The following is a 13,803-nucleotide window of genomic DNA, read 5'->3' on the forward strand; positions in this document are numbered from 1 at the left end:
ACCCGGCCCCTCACTCGGCCCGTAGCCGGTAACCGACGCCGCGGACGGTCTCCACCAGGCGTGGGTCGCCCAGCTTGCCGCGCAGCGAGCCGACGTGCACCTCGACGGTGTGCCGGTCGGCGAAGGTGGTGCCCCAGGCGTCGAGCAGGATCCGGTCCCGGGGTACGGCGACGCCGGGCTGCCGGGCCAACGAGAGCAGGACGTCGAATTCCTTGCGGGTCAGCGACACCGGCTCGCCGGCCACGGCGACCGTACGCGCCGACACGTCGACGCGGATCTTGCCGACCTCGATCAGGCTGCGGTGCGGCGTGGCGTGCGAGGCCCGCCGCAGCACCGCCTCGATCCGGGCCTGCAACTCCACCATGGAGAAGGGTTTGACGACGTAGTCGTCGGCGCCGATCCGCAGGCCGAGCACCCGGTCGCGTTCCTCACCCCGGGCGGTCACCGCGATGATGCCGAGTTGGCTGCTGCGCCGACGCAGTTCCCGGCACAGGTCGGTGCCGTCTCCGTCGGGCAGGGTCAGATCGAGCAACACGAGGTCGCACGGAGCGGCCGAGAGGGCGGCGGCGACGGTGGCGGCGTGCTCCACGTCGTACCCGCGCCGGTGCAGGGCCGACGACAGGGCACCGGCCACCCGGCGGTCGTCCTCGACCAACAGGATCCGCACCTGGCCTCCCATCAGGTCTGCTCCGCGCCGGAACGGTTCCGGTTGATGGTGGCAGAAGACCGGCCGGGGTGACAGGCCTGGGGGCGGTTGACCCGTGCTCAGAGACCGAAGACCTCGTCGGAGGTGGCGTCGCGTACCCCGTCGACGAAGCCCTTGAAGGCGGGGTCGTCGTGGCTGGCGGGCACCGTGGTGACGATCTCGCCGGTGGCCTGGGTGACCGCGTCGACCAGCGGCGGGAAGTCGATCTCGGCGTCGGCGAGGGTGTCGTCGTCGGCCTCGCCGAGATTGATCACGTGCTGCACGTCCTCGGCGGGCGTCGCCGGATCGTCGGCCCAGTCGGTTCCGCAGCGGTAGCACTCGTCGTAGAGCGCGCGTTGACTGTCGGTCCAGTCCTCGTGGTAGCTCTCCATGCTTATCTCCTGTGTGCGGCGGCCTGCCCTGTGAGCATGCCCGCCCCGGCGACGGATCGGGCGGGTACGGCCCAAGCCGCCGCCGGCCACGCGGATTTTCGGTCCGGCTCAGCCCGGCGACGGGCTCGGCCGGAGCTGGTCACTGCCGGACCATGCAGGTCACCGCGTTGGGGTGCACGGGCGGCTCGGCGGGCCGCTCGGCGATCATGGTGTAGCCAGCCCGCTCACCGGTACGCAGGGCGTACCGGTTCTGGCTGTAGAAGCAGATCGTCCCCACGTCCAGCCGCTGGAGCGCGGCGATCACGTCGTCACGTTCCGGCCGCTCCACCCTCGGGCCCCCGTTGGCGAACTTGGTCAGCAGCAGCCGGTCCTGCGAGAACTGCGAGTTGATGTCGTACTCGACCAGGAAGAAGTCGCGGGGCAGCACCACCCGGGGTGCGCTGCTCATCACCGGGATGGTCCGCATGATGCTGGCCGGGGCGAGCACCAGGCCGTCCGGGCGGTCGAGATCGATGATGAACTGCGCGATGGCCTGCCGCTGCGGCCGGATCTTCCAGGTGGGCTCCTCGTGCACCAGCACGCCGCTGCGTTCGTCCCACATCGGCACGGCGTAGACGGCGAACGAGGTCACCATCGCGGCGGCCAGCACCACACCGACCACGGCCCGCACCACCCGCAGCCGGGTGGGCAGCCAGACGGTGCAGAGCAGGCCGATCAGCGCCGGGACTGCCAGCAGCCAGGGAACCCGCCAGAGCACCACCGAGATGCCGGTGACCGCGCTGAGCCACTCCAGCACCCCGGGAACCAGCAGGACGCTCAGCGTCAGCGCACCGCCGGCCGCGAGCAACGCCGGGGTACGACGGCGGGCCAGCAACGGACCACACCACAACGCGAGCCCGCCGATCACGCCCACGATGCCGATCTCGAAGGTCCGCCGGTAGGTGTGCGCGGCGTCGTAGAAGTTGACGTCCGCCGCCGCCTCGTTGGCGGACGTGCCGATCAGCAACTGGGTGACGACCACCGCCCCGACCGGGTAGGCCAACGCGGCGACCCCGGCGACCAGTGCCGAGGACCAGCGCCCCACCAGCAGCATCATCAGGGCCGCCCCACCGACCAGCATCGGCAGGATGATCGCCGCAGTGGTGGTGAGCCCGATCGCGGTGATCGACAGGGCGACGATGAGCACCAGGTTGCGCTTGGAGCGGTCGTCGAACCAGCGGGTCAGGTAGAGCCACATCAACGGCACGACCGCGGAGACGAACATGCCCTTGCCCTGGTAGAGGCGGGGCAGGTGGAAGGTGCCCAGCGCCGCGTCCGGGCCGCAGACCAGCGCCAGGAAGGTGACGGCCACGGTGAAGGCGAGCACCGGACGGCGCGGCGCCCACCGCTGCACCAGCCGCCACAGCGCCAGTACCGCGAGGACGGCCAGGACGGGCAGCAGCAGGTACCAGGTGGCCGAGGCGGCCGGGATGCCGAAGAAGCGGGCGAGTGCTCCGGCGAAGACCTCGATGCTGGCGACCGGGGGCTGCGAGGCCATCGCCGGGAGCACGTTCTCGCTGAACAGGAAGTCGTTGAGGGGGACGATGTCGCGCTCGGCCACCCAGACCGAGCGGCCCACGTAGTAGATGTCGTCGGGGGTGCTGCGGGCCAGGTAGAGCGAGGCGACCGCAGCCAGCCCGGCGATCAGCAGCGCGTACACCGACTGCCAGGCCTTCGGCGCGGGGGCGTCCGTCCGGGTCGGCGGGGTGGCCCGCCAGGTCTGCCAGGTCAGCAGCACCGCACCGACCGCCGCGACGAGCCCGGCGGAGCCCGGAACCCACCAGGAGATGTCCGCACCGGCCGGGGTGCCAGCCAAGCCGGCCGTGATCGCCGCGACGGTGCCGACCAGCAGGGTCAGTACCGTCCCCCACCGCTGCGCCACGCTCATCCGTCCGGCCCGGTCGACGGCCGACGACGCCGGCACCGACTCGGCCGACCGGGAGGCGGGTTCAGGACCGGAGGCGGCCTCGGTCACGGCGTCCGGACCGGGAGCAGTGTCGGACGCGGTCCCGGCCACGCCGTCCGGTCCGGGTTCAGCGTCGGAGGCAGCTTCGGCCGCGGTGTCCGGGTCGGAGTCGGAACCCGGGGCCGCGACGGAGTCGGCGTGCGCGGGCTCGGGCGTGGGTTGCGGCATCGGTGCCGGTTCCGCCGTCTTGGCCGGGCCCGGGGTCGCGCGTCGGCGTCGCCAGCGCAGGCCGACCCGGAGCAGGACGGCGAGCACGGCCAGCACCGATCCGGCGACCAGCCAGATGCGCAGTGTCAGCGACGGGGCGAGGCCCAACGGGAGGGCCGCGTGGTAGAGCAGCGTGAAGAGCGCGAAGGCCAGCACGGCGCAGTCGGTCAGCAGCGCGGGTATCGCCGCGATGCCGTCACGGATCCCACCGAGCACGACCCGGATCCGGCTGCGGTGGACCGGAGCGGGTTCGGCTGGTTCGTCAGCCGTGCTGATTGCGGCGACAGCGACCGAGTGGTCGGTCATCGACACGAGCGTCCTTGTCGTCGTACGGGCAGGTGCGGCTCAGGCGGACGGTTATCGCTGCGGCAGCCACCGCGCCGAGCGGATCCACCGAGGGTAGTAGCCGGATCCCCGGGACCGGTGGTGGCGGTGGCGGTGGCGGTCCGTGCCCGGGTCGCGGTGCCGGCCCGAGTCAGCCATACCCCGGGCCCGCCCAGCTCAACCCGATGTCGGCGATGCACGCTGACGGGGCAGGGGGTCCACCCCGCCCAGCGCCCGCAGCACCGAGTCGACCAGGGTCTCCAGGTAGCTGTCGGTGACCGGGGTACGGGCGATGGCCAGCCGCCAGTACAGCGGCCCCACGATCAGGTCCACCGCCGCGTCCGGATCGGTCGTGGCCGGCAACTCGCCCCGGTCCACGGCACGGGTGATCAGCCGACCGGCGACCTCCTGCTGCCGGGCCCGCAGCACCTGCTGGAGCGTCTCGTCGATGGTCGGGTTGCGGGCGGCCTCGGCGAGCAGGTCCGGGATGATCTGCGCGGCCAGCGGGTGCCCGAGCGCGTGCGCCACCACCTGGAACAGCAGGGCGAGATCGCCGCGCAGGCTGCCGGTGTCCAGGGCGGGCAGTCGCGCGCCGGCGGCGGCGGTGACCACCTCCAGGACCAGGTCGAGCTTCGAGTTCCAGCGGCGATAGATTGCCGTCTTGCTGACTCCGGCGCGGCGGGCCACCGCCTCGATGGAGAGTCGGCCGTAGCCGACCGCGGCGAGTTCCTGCATCAGGGCGCGGCGGATGGCCGTGGTGATTTCTCCACGAAGCACCGCCGCACCGGCCGGCGCACGCCTCTTCCCGGTCGTCACCTGGGACTCTTCTCGGCTGTCACGCAGGACAATGTACCGCAACGACGGTACGGTTGCGTCCCGACGTGTTTCGGACTACTGTCCACGCAGCGGCGAGGCGGCGCTCCGGGTACGAACACGCTAGATTCCATCGTCGCGAACGCACCCGCCGGCTCGACAAGATCGGAGCGCCCATCCCTATGGCCAACAGCACGCTGGCCGATCCCGACTCCGGCCTTCCCCCTGCGCAGCTGGCCGCCCGGCACGGGCTGCGCATGGCCGGTCAACGCCCCACCCTGGGCGCCTACAGCCGTCAGCTCTGGCGCTACCGGCACTTCATCACCGCGTACGCCAACGCGAAACTGGCGGCTTCGTTCAGCAACGCCCGCCTCGGGCAGCTCTGGCAGGTGCTCACTCCGCTGAGCAACGCGGCGGTCTACTACCTGATCTTCGGTCTGGTGCTCCAGCAGAGCCGGGGGATGGACAACTTCATCGCCTACCTGACCGCCGGGCTGTTCATCTTCAACTTCACCCAGACCAGCGTGCAGCAGGGCACCCAGGCGATCAGCGGCAACCTGGGGCTGATCCGCGCCCTGCACTTCCCCCGGGCCAGCCTGCCGCTGGCCATCACCATCACCCAGTTCCAGCAACTGCTCGGCTCGATGGCGGTGCTGATCGCCATCGTGCTGATCACCGGTGAGCCGATCACCCTGATGTGGCTGATGCTGGTGCCGGCGGTGCTGCTCCAGACGGTGTTCAACGCCGGGCTGACCATGACGGTGGCGCGGCTGGGCGCCAAGGCCACCGACCTCAAGCAGGTGATGCCCTTCATCCTGCGGACCTGGATGTACGGCTCCGGCGTGCTCTACAGCGTCGAGCTGTTCGCCGAGAACCTGCCGGGTTGGGCCACCGCCATCGTGCAGTTCAACCCGATGCTCGTCTACATCGAGCTGGCCCGCGTGGCGCTGCTGGAGAACACTCCCCTGCTCAACGACTCCCTGCCGCTGACCTGGCTGGTCGCGATCGGCTGGTCGCTCGTGATGGGCCTCGGGGGCTACCTTTACTTCTGGCGCGGCGAACAGGAGTACGGCCGTGGTTGATCACCTCGCGATGTCCAACGACGTGACGGTGACCCTGCCCCGGATCCAGGATCGGATCCCGACGGTGGTGGTGGACGACGCGCACGTCGTCTACCGGGTGCACAAGGGTGCCGCCGGCAGCCACAGTCCGGTCGCCGCGCTGCGGCGGCTGGTGACCCGCACCTCGACACCGAACGTGCGGGAGGTGCACGCGGTACGGGGTGTCACCTTCACCGCGTACCGGGGCGAGGCGATCGGCCTGATCGGCACCAACGGCTCCGGCAAGTCGACCCTGCTGCGGGCCATCGCCGGGTTGCTGCCGGTGGAGCGGGGCGCGGTCTACACCGAGGGCCAGCCGTCGCTGCTCGGGGTGAACGCCGCGCTGCTCAACGACCTGTCCGGCGAGCGCAACGTCACACTCGGCTGCCTGGCCATGGGCATGTCCCCGGCCGAGGTGCAGCGCCAACTGCCGGAGATCATCGAGTTCTCCGGGATCAACCAGCGGGGTGACTTCGCCTCGCTGCCGATGCGCACCTACTCCTCCGGCATGTCGGCCCGGCTGCGGTTCTCCATCGCCGCGGCCAAGCAGCACGACGTGCTGCTGATCGACGAGGCCCTGGCCACCGGTGACAAGCGGTTCCGCAAGCGCAGCGAGGCGCGGGTGCGGCAGCTGCGGGAGAACGCCGGAACGGTGTTCCTGGTCAGTCACCAGCTCTCCTCGGTACGCGACACGTGTGAGCGGACAATCTGGCTGGAATCCGGTGTAATCAAGATGGATGGCCCCACCGACGAGGTATTGAAGGCGTACGAGGCATTCACCAGCGGGAAGTAGAGTTTCGGTGAATGTCCGGCATCGTTCGGGCGACAGCGCCGCGTCCGAACGATGCCCACTCGCGTTATCGTTCATCCCGTCGCCCCGCCGACAACACCTTCCGTTCACACAACCCCCCACCGCCATGTACCGAGAGTGAGGACCGGCAATGACGCAGGACCAGACCACCGATTCGGGCACCACGCCGCAAAACACGGCGCCGTGGCGACCCTCACGGACGGTGGCCGTGGTGCTGGCCGGCGGCACCGGTACCCGGCTCGGCCTCGGCATCCCCAAGCAGCTGCTGAAGATCGCCGGTAAGCCGATCATCGAGCACACCCTGGCCGTCTTCGAGGCCGCACCGGAGATCGACGAGATCATCGTGCTGATGGCCAGCGGTCACGTCGCCGAGGCCCAGCAGATCGTGGACAAGGCCGGTTTCCGCAAGGTCACCAAGGTCATCGAGGGTGGGGACACCCGCAACGCCACCACCCGCATCGCCCTGGACGCGGTCGGCGAGCAGGACTGCAACATCCTCTTCCACGACGCGGTACGGCCCCTGCTCAGCGGCCGGATCGTGCGGGAGTGCGTGAACGCCCTCTGGACGTACTCGGCGGTCGACGTGGCCATCCCGTCGGCCGACACGATCATCCAGGTCGACGAGAACGAGTGCATCACCGACATCCCGGTGCGCGCCACGCTGCGCCGGGGCCAGACCCCGCAGGCGTTCCGGTCCAGCACGATCCGGGAGGCGTACCGGCGGGCCGCCGGTGACCCGAACTTCGCCGCCACCGACGACTGCGGTGTGGTGCTGCGCTACCTGCCCGAGGTGCCGATCAAGGTGATCGACGGCTCGGACGAGAACATCAAGGTGACCCACCCGGTCGACGTGCACCTGGCGGACAAGCTCTTCCAGTTGGCCGCCGCCAAGGTGCCCCGCCTGGCCGACCAGCGCGCCTACAGTGACGAGGTCGCGGGCCGCACGATCGTCGTGTTCGGCGGCAGCTACGGCATCGGCCACGACCTGACCGAGCTGGCCCGGGGCTACGGCGCCCAGGTCTTCCCGTTCAGCCGCTCCAGCACCGGCACCCACGTCGAGCGCCCCGCCGATGTCGAGGCCGCGCTGAAGACGGCCTTCGAGGCCACCGGGCGGATCGACTACGTGGTGGTCACCGCCGGCATCCTGGAGAAGGGCGCGCTGGCCGAGATGGACCAGGAGACCATCGACCGGGTGCTCCAGGTCAACTTCGTCGGCCCGGTCACGGTCGCCCGGCAGTCGCTGCCCTACCTCCAGCACACCAAGGGCCAGCTGCTGCTGTACACCTCCAGCTCGTACACCCGGGGCCGGGCGGACTACGCGCTCTACTCGGCGACCAAGGCCGCCCTGGTCAACCTCACCCAGGCGCTCTCGGACGAATGGGCCGAGCTGGGCGTACGCGTCAACGTCATCAACCCCGAGCGGACCGCCACCCCGATGCGGACCAAGGCGTTCGGCGCCGAGCCCGAGCACACGCTGCTCGCCGCCGAGATCGTCGCCCAGGCCTCGTTGGACGTGCTCGTCTCGGAGCTCACCGGCCAGGTGATCGACGTGCGCCGCTCCCCGGGCGAGGCGCCGACCCCCGTGGTGCCGGCCCAGGGCAGCCGGCCGACCAGCACCACCCCCGTCGGCTGACCGACGCACGACGACCGCGGAAGGCAACACCGAGATGCGTGGTGACCTGGTCAGGAAGCTGGCCGCCCGGGGCCTGGCCACCGGTGCGGCAGTCCTGGCGTTCATCGTGGTCGCGCTCACCGGCGCGACCACCTGGGGGCTCGCGCTCTCGGTGCTCGCCCTCGCCGCCACGGTCTGGGAACGTCGCGTCCGCCCCGGGGCGGACAGCGGTGCGGAAACCACGCTGATCGCGGCCGGGGTGCTTGTCGGTTACGCCCGGCAGCTCGACGCCGGCTTCGACCCGGCCCTGGCCGCTACCGCGTTGATCCTGCTGGGGCTGATGGTGCTCACCGGCCCGCTGCGCGACGCGGGGCACCTGGAACTGCGCGCTGCCAACCTGCCGGTACGCACCTGGGTGCCGCAGGTCACCGCCCGCCTCGGTGACCTGGTGGCCGCCCTGCTCGCGGTGTTGGCGCTGGCCGCACTGGCGACGCTGCCCGCCGTCGTCGCCCTGGCGGCGAGCCTGCTGGCCGGTGGGGCCGTCGGCGCGGTCGCCGTCAAGCTGGCCCAGCGGCGGCTGCGTCCCGCCTCCGGCGACTCCCCGGTGACCCGGGAGCTGCGCCGGCACCAGCCGGAGTTCCTGCTCTACTTCTCCGCCCCGCCCGGGTCCGAGTACCAGGTCACCATGTGGCTGCCGTACCTGGAGCGGATCGGACGGCCGTTCGTGGTGATGCTGCGGGAGCCGGACGCGCTGCCGGTCATCGCAGCGGCGACCACCGCTCCCGTGCTCTACTGCCCCACCCTGCGCACCATGGACGAGGTGCTGGTGCCGAGCCTGCGCGCGGCGTTCTACGTCAACCACGGCGCCAAGAACAGCCACTGCCTGCGCTTCACCCAGCTCACCCACATCCAGTTGCACCACGGCGACAGCGACAAGGCCTCCAGCGCCAACCCGGTGTCGGCGATCTTCGACCGGATCTTCGTCGCGGGCGAGGCGGCCATCGACCGGTACGCCCGGGCCGGGGTGGACATCCCGGCCGACAAGTTCGTGGTGGTCGGCCGTCCCCAGGTCGAGGCGATCGAGGTGCGCACCGGCCCGGTCCGCCACCTGCCGAACCCCACCGTGCTCTACACCCCCACCTGGACCGGGCACCACGCCGACGCCGACTACTGTTCTCTGCCGTTCGCCGAGGCCCTGCTGACCCGGCTGCTCGACCGGGGGGCCACGGTGATCGTGCGGCCCCACCCGTACACCGCCCACAACCCGGCCTCGGCCCGCCAGTTGGGGCGGCTGCACGACCTGCTGGCCGCCGACCGGGCCCGCACCGGTCGCCCGCACCTGTTCGGTGCCGCCGCCGGCGCGCTGACCCTGGCCGAGTCGGTGAACCGCGCGGACGCCCTGATCTCCGACGTCTCCGGGGTGGTGTCCGACTGGCTGCACTCCGGCAAGCCGTACGCGGTCACCGACACCGGGGTCGACGGCGACCGGTTCCTGGAACGGTTCCCGCTGGCCGCCTCCGGCTACGTGCTGCGTCGGGACCTGGACGAGGTGGACGAGGTGCTGACCCGACTGCTGGACACCGACCCCCTGGCCGAGGCCCGGTGGGCCACCCGCCGCCGGTACCTGGGGGACTTCCCGACCGAGACGTACGCCGAGGGGTTCCTGACCGCCGCCCGGCGCGAACTGGACCCGCACTGGGCCGCCCCGGCCCCCCGGTCCGCCAGCGACGCCCCGTTCTCCCCCGCCACCTGAGCGATGCCGCCGCCGGGTACCGGCCCGGCGGGCGGCCGGCTCAGTTCTGAACACTGTGGATGGTGCCCCGACGGTCGCTCGCGACACTGTGCTCCAATGAGGGCCATGATTCTCCAGCGCGTCGTCGCCGTCGCTCTGCTGCTGTACTGCTTCGTCGGGATGGTCCTCTCGCGTGTCTACCCGTTCATGGACGACTGGCCCGAACTGGCGGAGACAGCGATCGCGATCAGCAGCGCAGTGGCAGGAGTGCTCGGGGTGGTCCTGTGGTTACGCAAGTCCACGGAACATGCCTCCCCCGAGCAGGCCGGCGACGGCGAACGGCCCTGACCAGGACCGGTCACCGTACGGCGTCGAGCAGCGCCAGTACGGCCGCCGGATCCTCGACGTGGGCGTTGTGGCCGAGCCCGGGCAGCGTCACCACCGGTACGCCGTACTCCTTGAGCTGCGCGTCGGTGACCATCGGGTCGTGCTCGCCACGGGCCAGCAGGACCGGCGCGTCGATCGTGGCGAGCAGGGCGCCCAGGTCGGGCTCGCCGACACCGAAGGCACTCGGGTCCATCGCCAACCGCCACCGGCCGTTTTCCTGCCGTAATCCGGCCGCCACGGCGGGATCCTCCGGGCCGAGCAGGTCGGCCAGCCCGGCGACCCGCAGGTACCGGCGCGCCGCCTCGTCGCGGTTGTCGAACCAGGTGACCGGGCGGGCGGCCAGATCCGTGGCGCGGGACAACTCCGCCGGGGACCAGACCGCCTTGATGCCGAGCCCGACCACCGCGTCGACGGTGACCGCCCGGCTCACGGCGGCGAGCGCCAGACCGACCACCCCGCCGAGCGAGTGGCCCAGCACGATCACCCGATCGCCGGGGTGCAGGCTCGCGGCGACCTGATCGGCGAGTGCGGCGAACGAGTACGCCGGCAGCGGGGGTGACGCGCCGTGGCCAGCCAGATCGGGGGCCATCCACCGTCCCGGCCACCGCTGGTGCAGCAGCGGCGCGCAGCGCAGCCACACGTCGCCGGTGGCGCCCATCCCGTGCAGCAGCAACAACACCGGCGCGCTGCCCCGCTCACCCGACTCCGTGATCATGTCGGGCAGTCTGCCACCGCCCGGGCCGGTCGGCGAGAGCCGCGACCGGGATACGACACCGGGCACCGACCCCGAAGGGTCGACGCCCGGCACGAACAGCAGGTATCAGGACGAATAGCCCCGGGTGGCAGCCCAGTTGGCCAGGTCGATCGTGCTCAACCAGTACGAGTAGTACGACGCGTCGGCCGAGTCGGCGATCTTCACCATCCGGCCCTCGTCCTCGTAGCCGACCACGGCGACGTAGTGGCCGCCGGGGAAGGAGTGCCAGCCACCGGCGGTGTCCACGACGCTGCCGGCGACGTTCACCACGACGCCACGCCCGTCGGAGATCGCCGCCACGACATCAGCCTGAAGCTGGTCCATCTGGGCCGGGGTCGCCGCGCCGCCGGGGATCATCGTGGTCTTGTACGGCTCGCCCTTGACCGCGGCGTTGAGCGCCCGAGTGGTGTCGTACGCCGAGTTGGTGCCGGCGAAGGTGGTGCCCATCTGGGCGGCGAGGGTCTCCTGGCCGCGCTCGATGCCGGCGGCGCTGAGCGCGTTGCGCACCGCTGCCGGGCCGCAGTAGTAACCGTTGATCTGGGCCTGGTAGTCGTACGACAGCACCTTTTCCGCCGGCGGCTTCGGGGCGGCCTTCTTACTGGCCACGTCCGGGTCCGCGGTGGCGGCCCGCGCCGACGGCGAGGCAGCTGCGCTGCTCGGCGCGGCACTGCCGGGGGCGGCGCTGCTCGGGGCGCTGCTCGGGTCGGCACTGCTGGGAGCGGCGCTGCTGGGGGCGGTGGCGACCCGCGCCAGGGAACGGGAGGCCGCACTGTCGTCGCGCAGTTCGGCCACGGCGGTCGCGGTGGGCGCGTCGCCCAGGTTGTCGTCGGTCCGGGCGACCAGGGCACCGGCGCCGGTGGCCAGCACGAGGGCCGCCGCCGATGTGGCGAGGAGCTGATAGGGGCGTTCGGTGGCCAGCTTACGGAGCTGACGCTTGAGGGTGTGCTTCACGAGATCCTCCACGGGCTGAGGGGTGGACGGGTGGGGCCTGGCTCAGGCTGCGGAGAGCGGACCGGCGAGCGCAGGCACCACGGTGCCGTGGAGGCGGGGGAATATCGGGGGGATCGAATTGTGCTGCACGAGGACAGGAACTCCTTCCGACACCGCCGACCGGGTTAGCTGACGGATTCGGGCGGGAAGATCGCCCTACCGCGAGCCGTGGCTCGCGGATTCACCCCAAGTGGTGCAGTGGTTCCCCGGTTCGTGTGATCACGATTGAGCGGGTCGGCGCGGCGTCGCCACTTGCGATCATTTACCGCACCGGACAGGGCGACACTACTGGTCGGTATCGCTCCTGCCAAGCCTGCCCTGACCTGCTTAAACCTGGCCCGGTGCGATTATTTTCGGGTATCGCGGAACTGTCGTCGCTCAATGGGACAGCACTCGCGGACATCCCTGTCGAGGCGGTAACCGGACCGGACGTTCACAATGCCCCGCACATTGCGCCCCGCCTTCGACGTCTGACCCACGTTGACCGATTCGGCAATTGCTGTGACCGGGGTCACCGAATTTCGGCCCACCTGTCGCTGAACTGGCGAGGAGGCGACGGCTCATCCCACCCGGGCCGGCCGCCAGCGCAGGGCCGCTGCGGGCCGGCCGACGACCACCCGACGCGGCACCGGCAGCGGGTTCGGCCGTAGCCGCTGCGCTGCGGCGTACGCCTCGGTGGAGAGCGCGCGGGCGGCGTCGGCGGCGAGTTCCGCGGTCCGCCAGGCGTCGCGTTCCTGCTGCGCGGCGGCCTGGTACGCCGCGAGGCGGCCGTCACGTACCACGCGGGCCAGGAAGATCTCCTGCTCGGCGGGGTGCCGTCGGGGATCCCAGCCGGCCCGGTGAGCCAGCGCGTCGGCGAGCTGCCGCCCCGTCAGGTCGCCGCGCCAGTATGCCGTCATCGCGGCGTGGTGCAGCCAGCGCTCCCGAGCCGCGTACTCGGCGGGGGTCCGGGGCGTACCGGGGCTGGGCCAGGCGGTGGCGGCGGCGAGCCGTCGGGCGGCGGCCTCGGCCTCGTCGTACGCGGCCCAGGCGCGGTCGAGTTCCGTCTGCGCGCGGTGCCATGCCGCCCGGTGGCGGCCGGCGTTCTGCGCGGCGCCCGCCGCCGCGACGGCAACCTCACCGGCGTAGCGACGCTGGTCCGCGACCTCGTCGTTGTCCGGGAGGTCCGGGGTCCGGTCGGTCGGCGGGGCCGGCTCGGGTCGGGCGACGAGCGCGGTGAGCACGCCCAGCGCGAGCACCAGCAGCACCGACCAGATGGCGGCGGCCCGAGGCGCGTCGATCAGGAACTGGTAGAGAACGGTCTTCTCCATGTCGATACCTCGCGGGAGCGGATGTGGCGGCCTGGGGGTGCCGCCGGTGTCGGGTCGCCGGGTAGCGGCGGATCGTCAAGGTGGTGGAGCGCGGCGGGACACCCACGGTGGGGGCCCGATCGCCGCGGCCCGTCGCAGGCGGGCGGCCGGCGCGGAATGCGGAAGGCACAACCGGGACAGCCGTACGAGGGCCGTCCGGGTCAACCGACGGTACGGGCGGGAATCAGGCGCCGGGCGGGGCGCGGCCGCACCGCAGACCCGAGGCGTCCACCGCAGGAGGCTGATCGTCGGCAGCCGCGCCGGCCAGGTCGACGCCCTGTTCCGTCCGCGCCGACGGCACCGGTGTCGTCGCGGCGCCAGCGCCGGGGCGGTCGTCGCCGCCGCTCACCAGTTCATCGGCCGTCGGTGGGATCGCGGCGCACCGGTCGGATGCCAGCGCCTCGGTCGGCGGAGCGAAGCTGACCATGCTGGGCTGCCCGGCAGGGCCCGCCGCCGGTCCGAGATCACCGGGATGAGCGGCGGGTGCGGGCATCGTCCAGGCACCGACGGCGAACGCGGCGGCGACGGCGAATCCGGTCAGCAGCCGTGCCACCCGACGCGCCAACCACCACAGAGGAGGACGAGTGGGGACGATCGGGAGCACGCTGCCACGCTACCGCCAGGTCCCGCGGGCCGCACTGC

13 protein-coding genes and 1 riboswitch are annotated in these 13,803 nt (G+C 71.7%); of the genes, 5 read left to right on the forward strand and 8 right to left on the reverse strand.

Annotation, left to right across the window (positions count from 1 at the left end; all coding sequences use genetic code 11):
* Positions 1-10: 10 nt before the first annotated feature.
* From JMF97_RS25535 to JMF97_RS25550, 4 genes are all read right to left on the reverse strand, one after another.
* Entirely contained in the window at positions 11-667 is a 657-nt protein-coding gene (locus JMF97_RS25535; protein ID WP_203223825.1) for a response regulator transcription factor, read from the reverse strand.
* Positions 668-765: 98 nt separating this feature from the next.
* Positions 766-1,077, reverse strand: a complete 312-nt coding sequence (locus JMF97_RS25540) for a hypothetical protein (RefSeq protein WP_013732551.1) — start codon at positions 1,075-1,077, stop codon at positions 766-768.
* A 139-nt stretch (positions 1,078-1,216) separates the two neighbouring features.
* Positions 1,217-3,595 (reverse strand): DUF6077 domain-containing protein, encoded by a 2,379-nt coding sequence (locus JMF97_RS25545; RefSeq protein WP_238360120.1) that lies wholly within the window; start codon positions 3,593-3,595, stop codon positions 1,217-1,219.
* Between the two features lie 195 nt (positions 3,596-3,790).
* Positions 3,791-4,390, reverse strand: coding sequence for a TetR/AcrR family transcriptional regulator (locus tag JMF97_RS25550; protein WP_203223907.1), 600 nt, complete (start codon positions 4,388-4,390; stop codon positions 3,791-3,793).
* Between the two features lie 218 nt (positions 4,391-4,608).
* Between JMF97_RS25550 and JMF97_RS25555 the strand changes: the two genes are divergently transcribed.
* The 5 genes from JMF97_RS25555 (at position 4,609) to JMF97_RS25575 (ending at position 10,029) form a co-directional block, all read left to right on the forward strand.
* On the forward strand, positions 4,609-5,508 hold the full coding sequence (locus JMF97_RS25555; protein ID WP_203223827.1) for an ABC transporter permease: 900 nt from the start codon (positions 4,609-4,611) through the stop codon (positions 5,506-5,508).
* Between the two features lie 10 nt (positions 5,509-5,518).
* On the forward strand, positions 5,519-6,319 hold the full coding sequence (locus JMF97_RS25560; RefSeq protein ID WP_043720190.1) for an ABC transporter ATP-binding protein: 801 nt from the start codon (positions 5,519-5,521) through the stop codon (positions 6,317-6,319).
* A 148-nt stretch (positions 6,320-6,467) separates the two neighbouring features.
* The gene (locus JMF97_RS25565) at positions 6,468-7,970 is read left to right on the forward strand and encodes a bifunctional cytidylyltransferase/SDR family oxidoreductase (protein ID WP_203223828.1); all 1,503 of its coding nucleotides are present in this window, start codon (positions 6,468-6,470) and stop codon (positions 7,968-7,970) included.
* A gap of 34 nt (positions 7,971-8,004) precedes the next feature.
* Complete coding sequence (locus JMF97_RS25570) at positions 8,005-9,702, forward strand: CDP-glycerol glycerophosphotransferase family protein (RefSeq protein WP_203223829.1); 1,698 nt, start codon at positions 8,005-8,007, stop codon at positions 9,700-9,702.
* 105 nt (positions 9,703-9,807) lie between these two features.
* Positions 9,808-10,029 carry a hypothetical protein gene (locus JMF97_RS25575; protein ID WP_203223830.1) on the forward strand — a complete coding sequence of 74 codons (222 nt, stop codon included), beginning with the start codon at positions 9,808-9,810 and terminating at the stop codon, positions 10,027-10,029.
* A 10-nt stretch (positions 10,030-10,039) separates the two neighbouring features.
* On the opposite strand, the gene JMF97_RS25580 is transcribed toward JMF97_RS25575, so the two are convergent.
* From JMF97_RS25580 to JMF97_RS25595, 4 genes are all read right to left on the reverse strand, one after another.
* Positions 10,040-10,783, reverse strand: a complete 744-nt coding sequence (locus JMF97_RS25580; protein ID WP_203223831.1) for an alpha/beta fold hydrolase — start codon at positions 10,781-10,783, stop codon at positions 10,040-10,042.
* 105 nt (positions 10,784-10,888) lie between these two features.
* The gene (locus JMF97_RS25585; RefSeq protein ID WP_203223832.1) at positions 10,889-11,785 is read right to left on the reverse strand and encodes a C39 family peptidase; all 897 of its coding nucleotides are present in this window, start codon (positions 11,783-11,785) and stop codon (positions 10,889-10,891) included.
* Between the two features lie 126 nt (positions 11,786-11,911).
* Positions 11,912-12,054, reverse strand: a riboswitch (cyclic di-AMP (ydaO/yuaA leader).
* A 318-nt stretch (positions 12,055-12,372) separates the two neighbouring features.
* The gene (locus JMF97_RS25590) at positions 12,373-13,122 is read right to left on the reverse strand and encodes a hypothetical protein (RefSeq protein ID WP_203223833.1); all 750 of its coding nucleotides are present in this window, start codon (positions 13,120-13,122) and stop codon (positions 12,373-12,375) included.
* Positions 13,123-13,345: 223 nt separating this feature from the next.
* Entirely contained in the window at positions 13,346-13,765 is a 420-nt protein-coding gene (locus JMF97_RS25595; protein WP_203223834.1) for a hypothetical protein, read from the reverse strand.
* Positions 13,766-13,803: the final 38 nt, after the last annotated feature.

This window comes from Micromonospora fiedleri (genome assembly GCF_016774385.1).
Lineage (GTDB): Bacteria > Actinomycetota > Actinomycetes > Mycobacteriales > Micromonosporaceae > Micromonospora > Micromonospora gifhornensis.

Coding starts and splice junctions, on each gene's coding strand:
- JMF97_RS25590 (WP_203223833.1), bottom strand. CDS start 13,122: ATGGAGAAGACCGTTCTCTACCAGTTCCTGATCGACGCGCCTCGGGCC.
- JMF97_RS25580 (WP_203223831.1), bottom strand. CDS start 10,783: ATGATCACGGAGTCGGGTGAGCGGGGCAGCGCGCCGGTGTTGTTGCTG.
- JMF97_RS25540 (WP_013732551.1), bottom strand. CDS start 1,077: ATGGAGAGCTACCACGAGGACTGGACCGACAGTCAACGCGCGCTCTAC.
- JMF97_RS25575 (WP_203223830.1), top strand. CDS start 9,808: ATGATTCTCCAGCGCGTCGTCGCCGTCGCTCTGCTGCTGTACTGCTTC.
- JMF97_RS25545 (WP_238360120.1), bottom strand. CDS start 3,595: ATGACCGACCACTCGGTCGCTGTCGCCGCAATCAGCACGGCTGACGAA.
- JMF97_RS25555 (WP_203223827.1), top strand. CDS start 4,609: ATGGCCAACAGCACGCTGGCCGATCCCGACTCCGGCCTTCCCCCTGCG.
- JMF97_RS25570 (WP_203223829.1), top strand. CDS start 8,005: ATGCGTGGTGACCTGGTCAGGAAGCTGGCCGCCCGGGGCCTGGCCACC.
- JMF97_RS25560 (WP_043720190.1), top strand. CDS start 5,519: ATGTCCAACGACGTGACGGTGACCCTGCCCCGGATCCAGGATCGGATC.
- JMF97_RS25565 (WP_203223828.1), top strand. CDS start 6,468: ATGACGCAGGACCAGACCACCGATTCGGGCACCACGCCGCAAAACACG.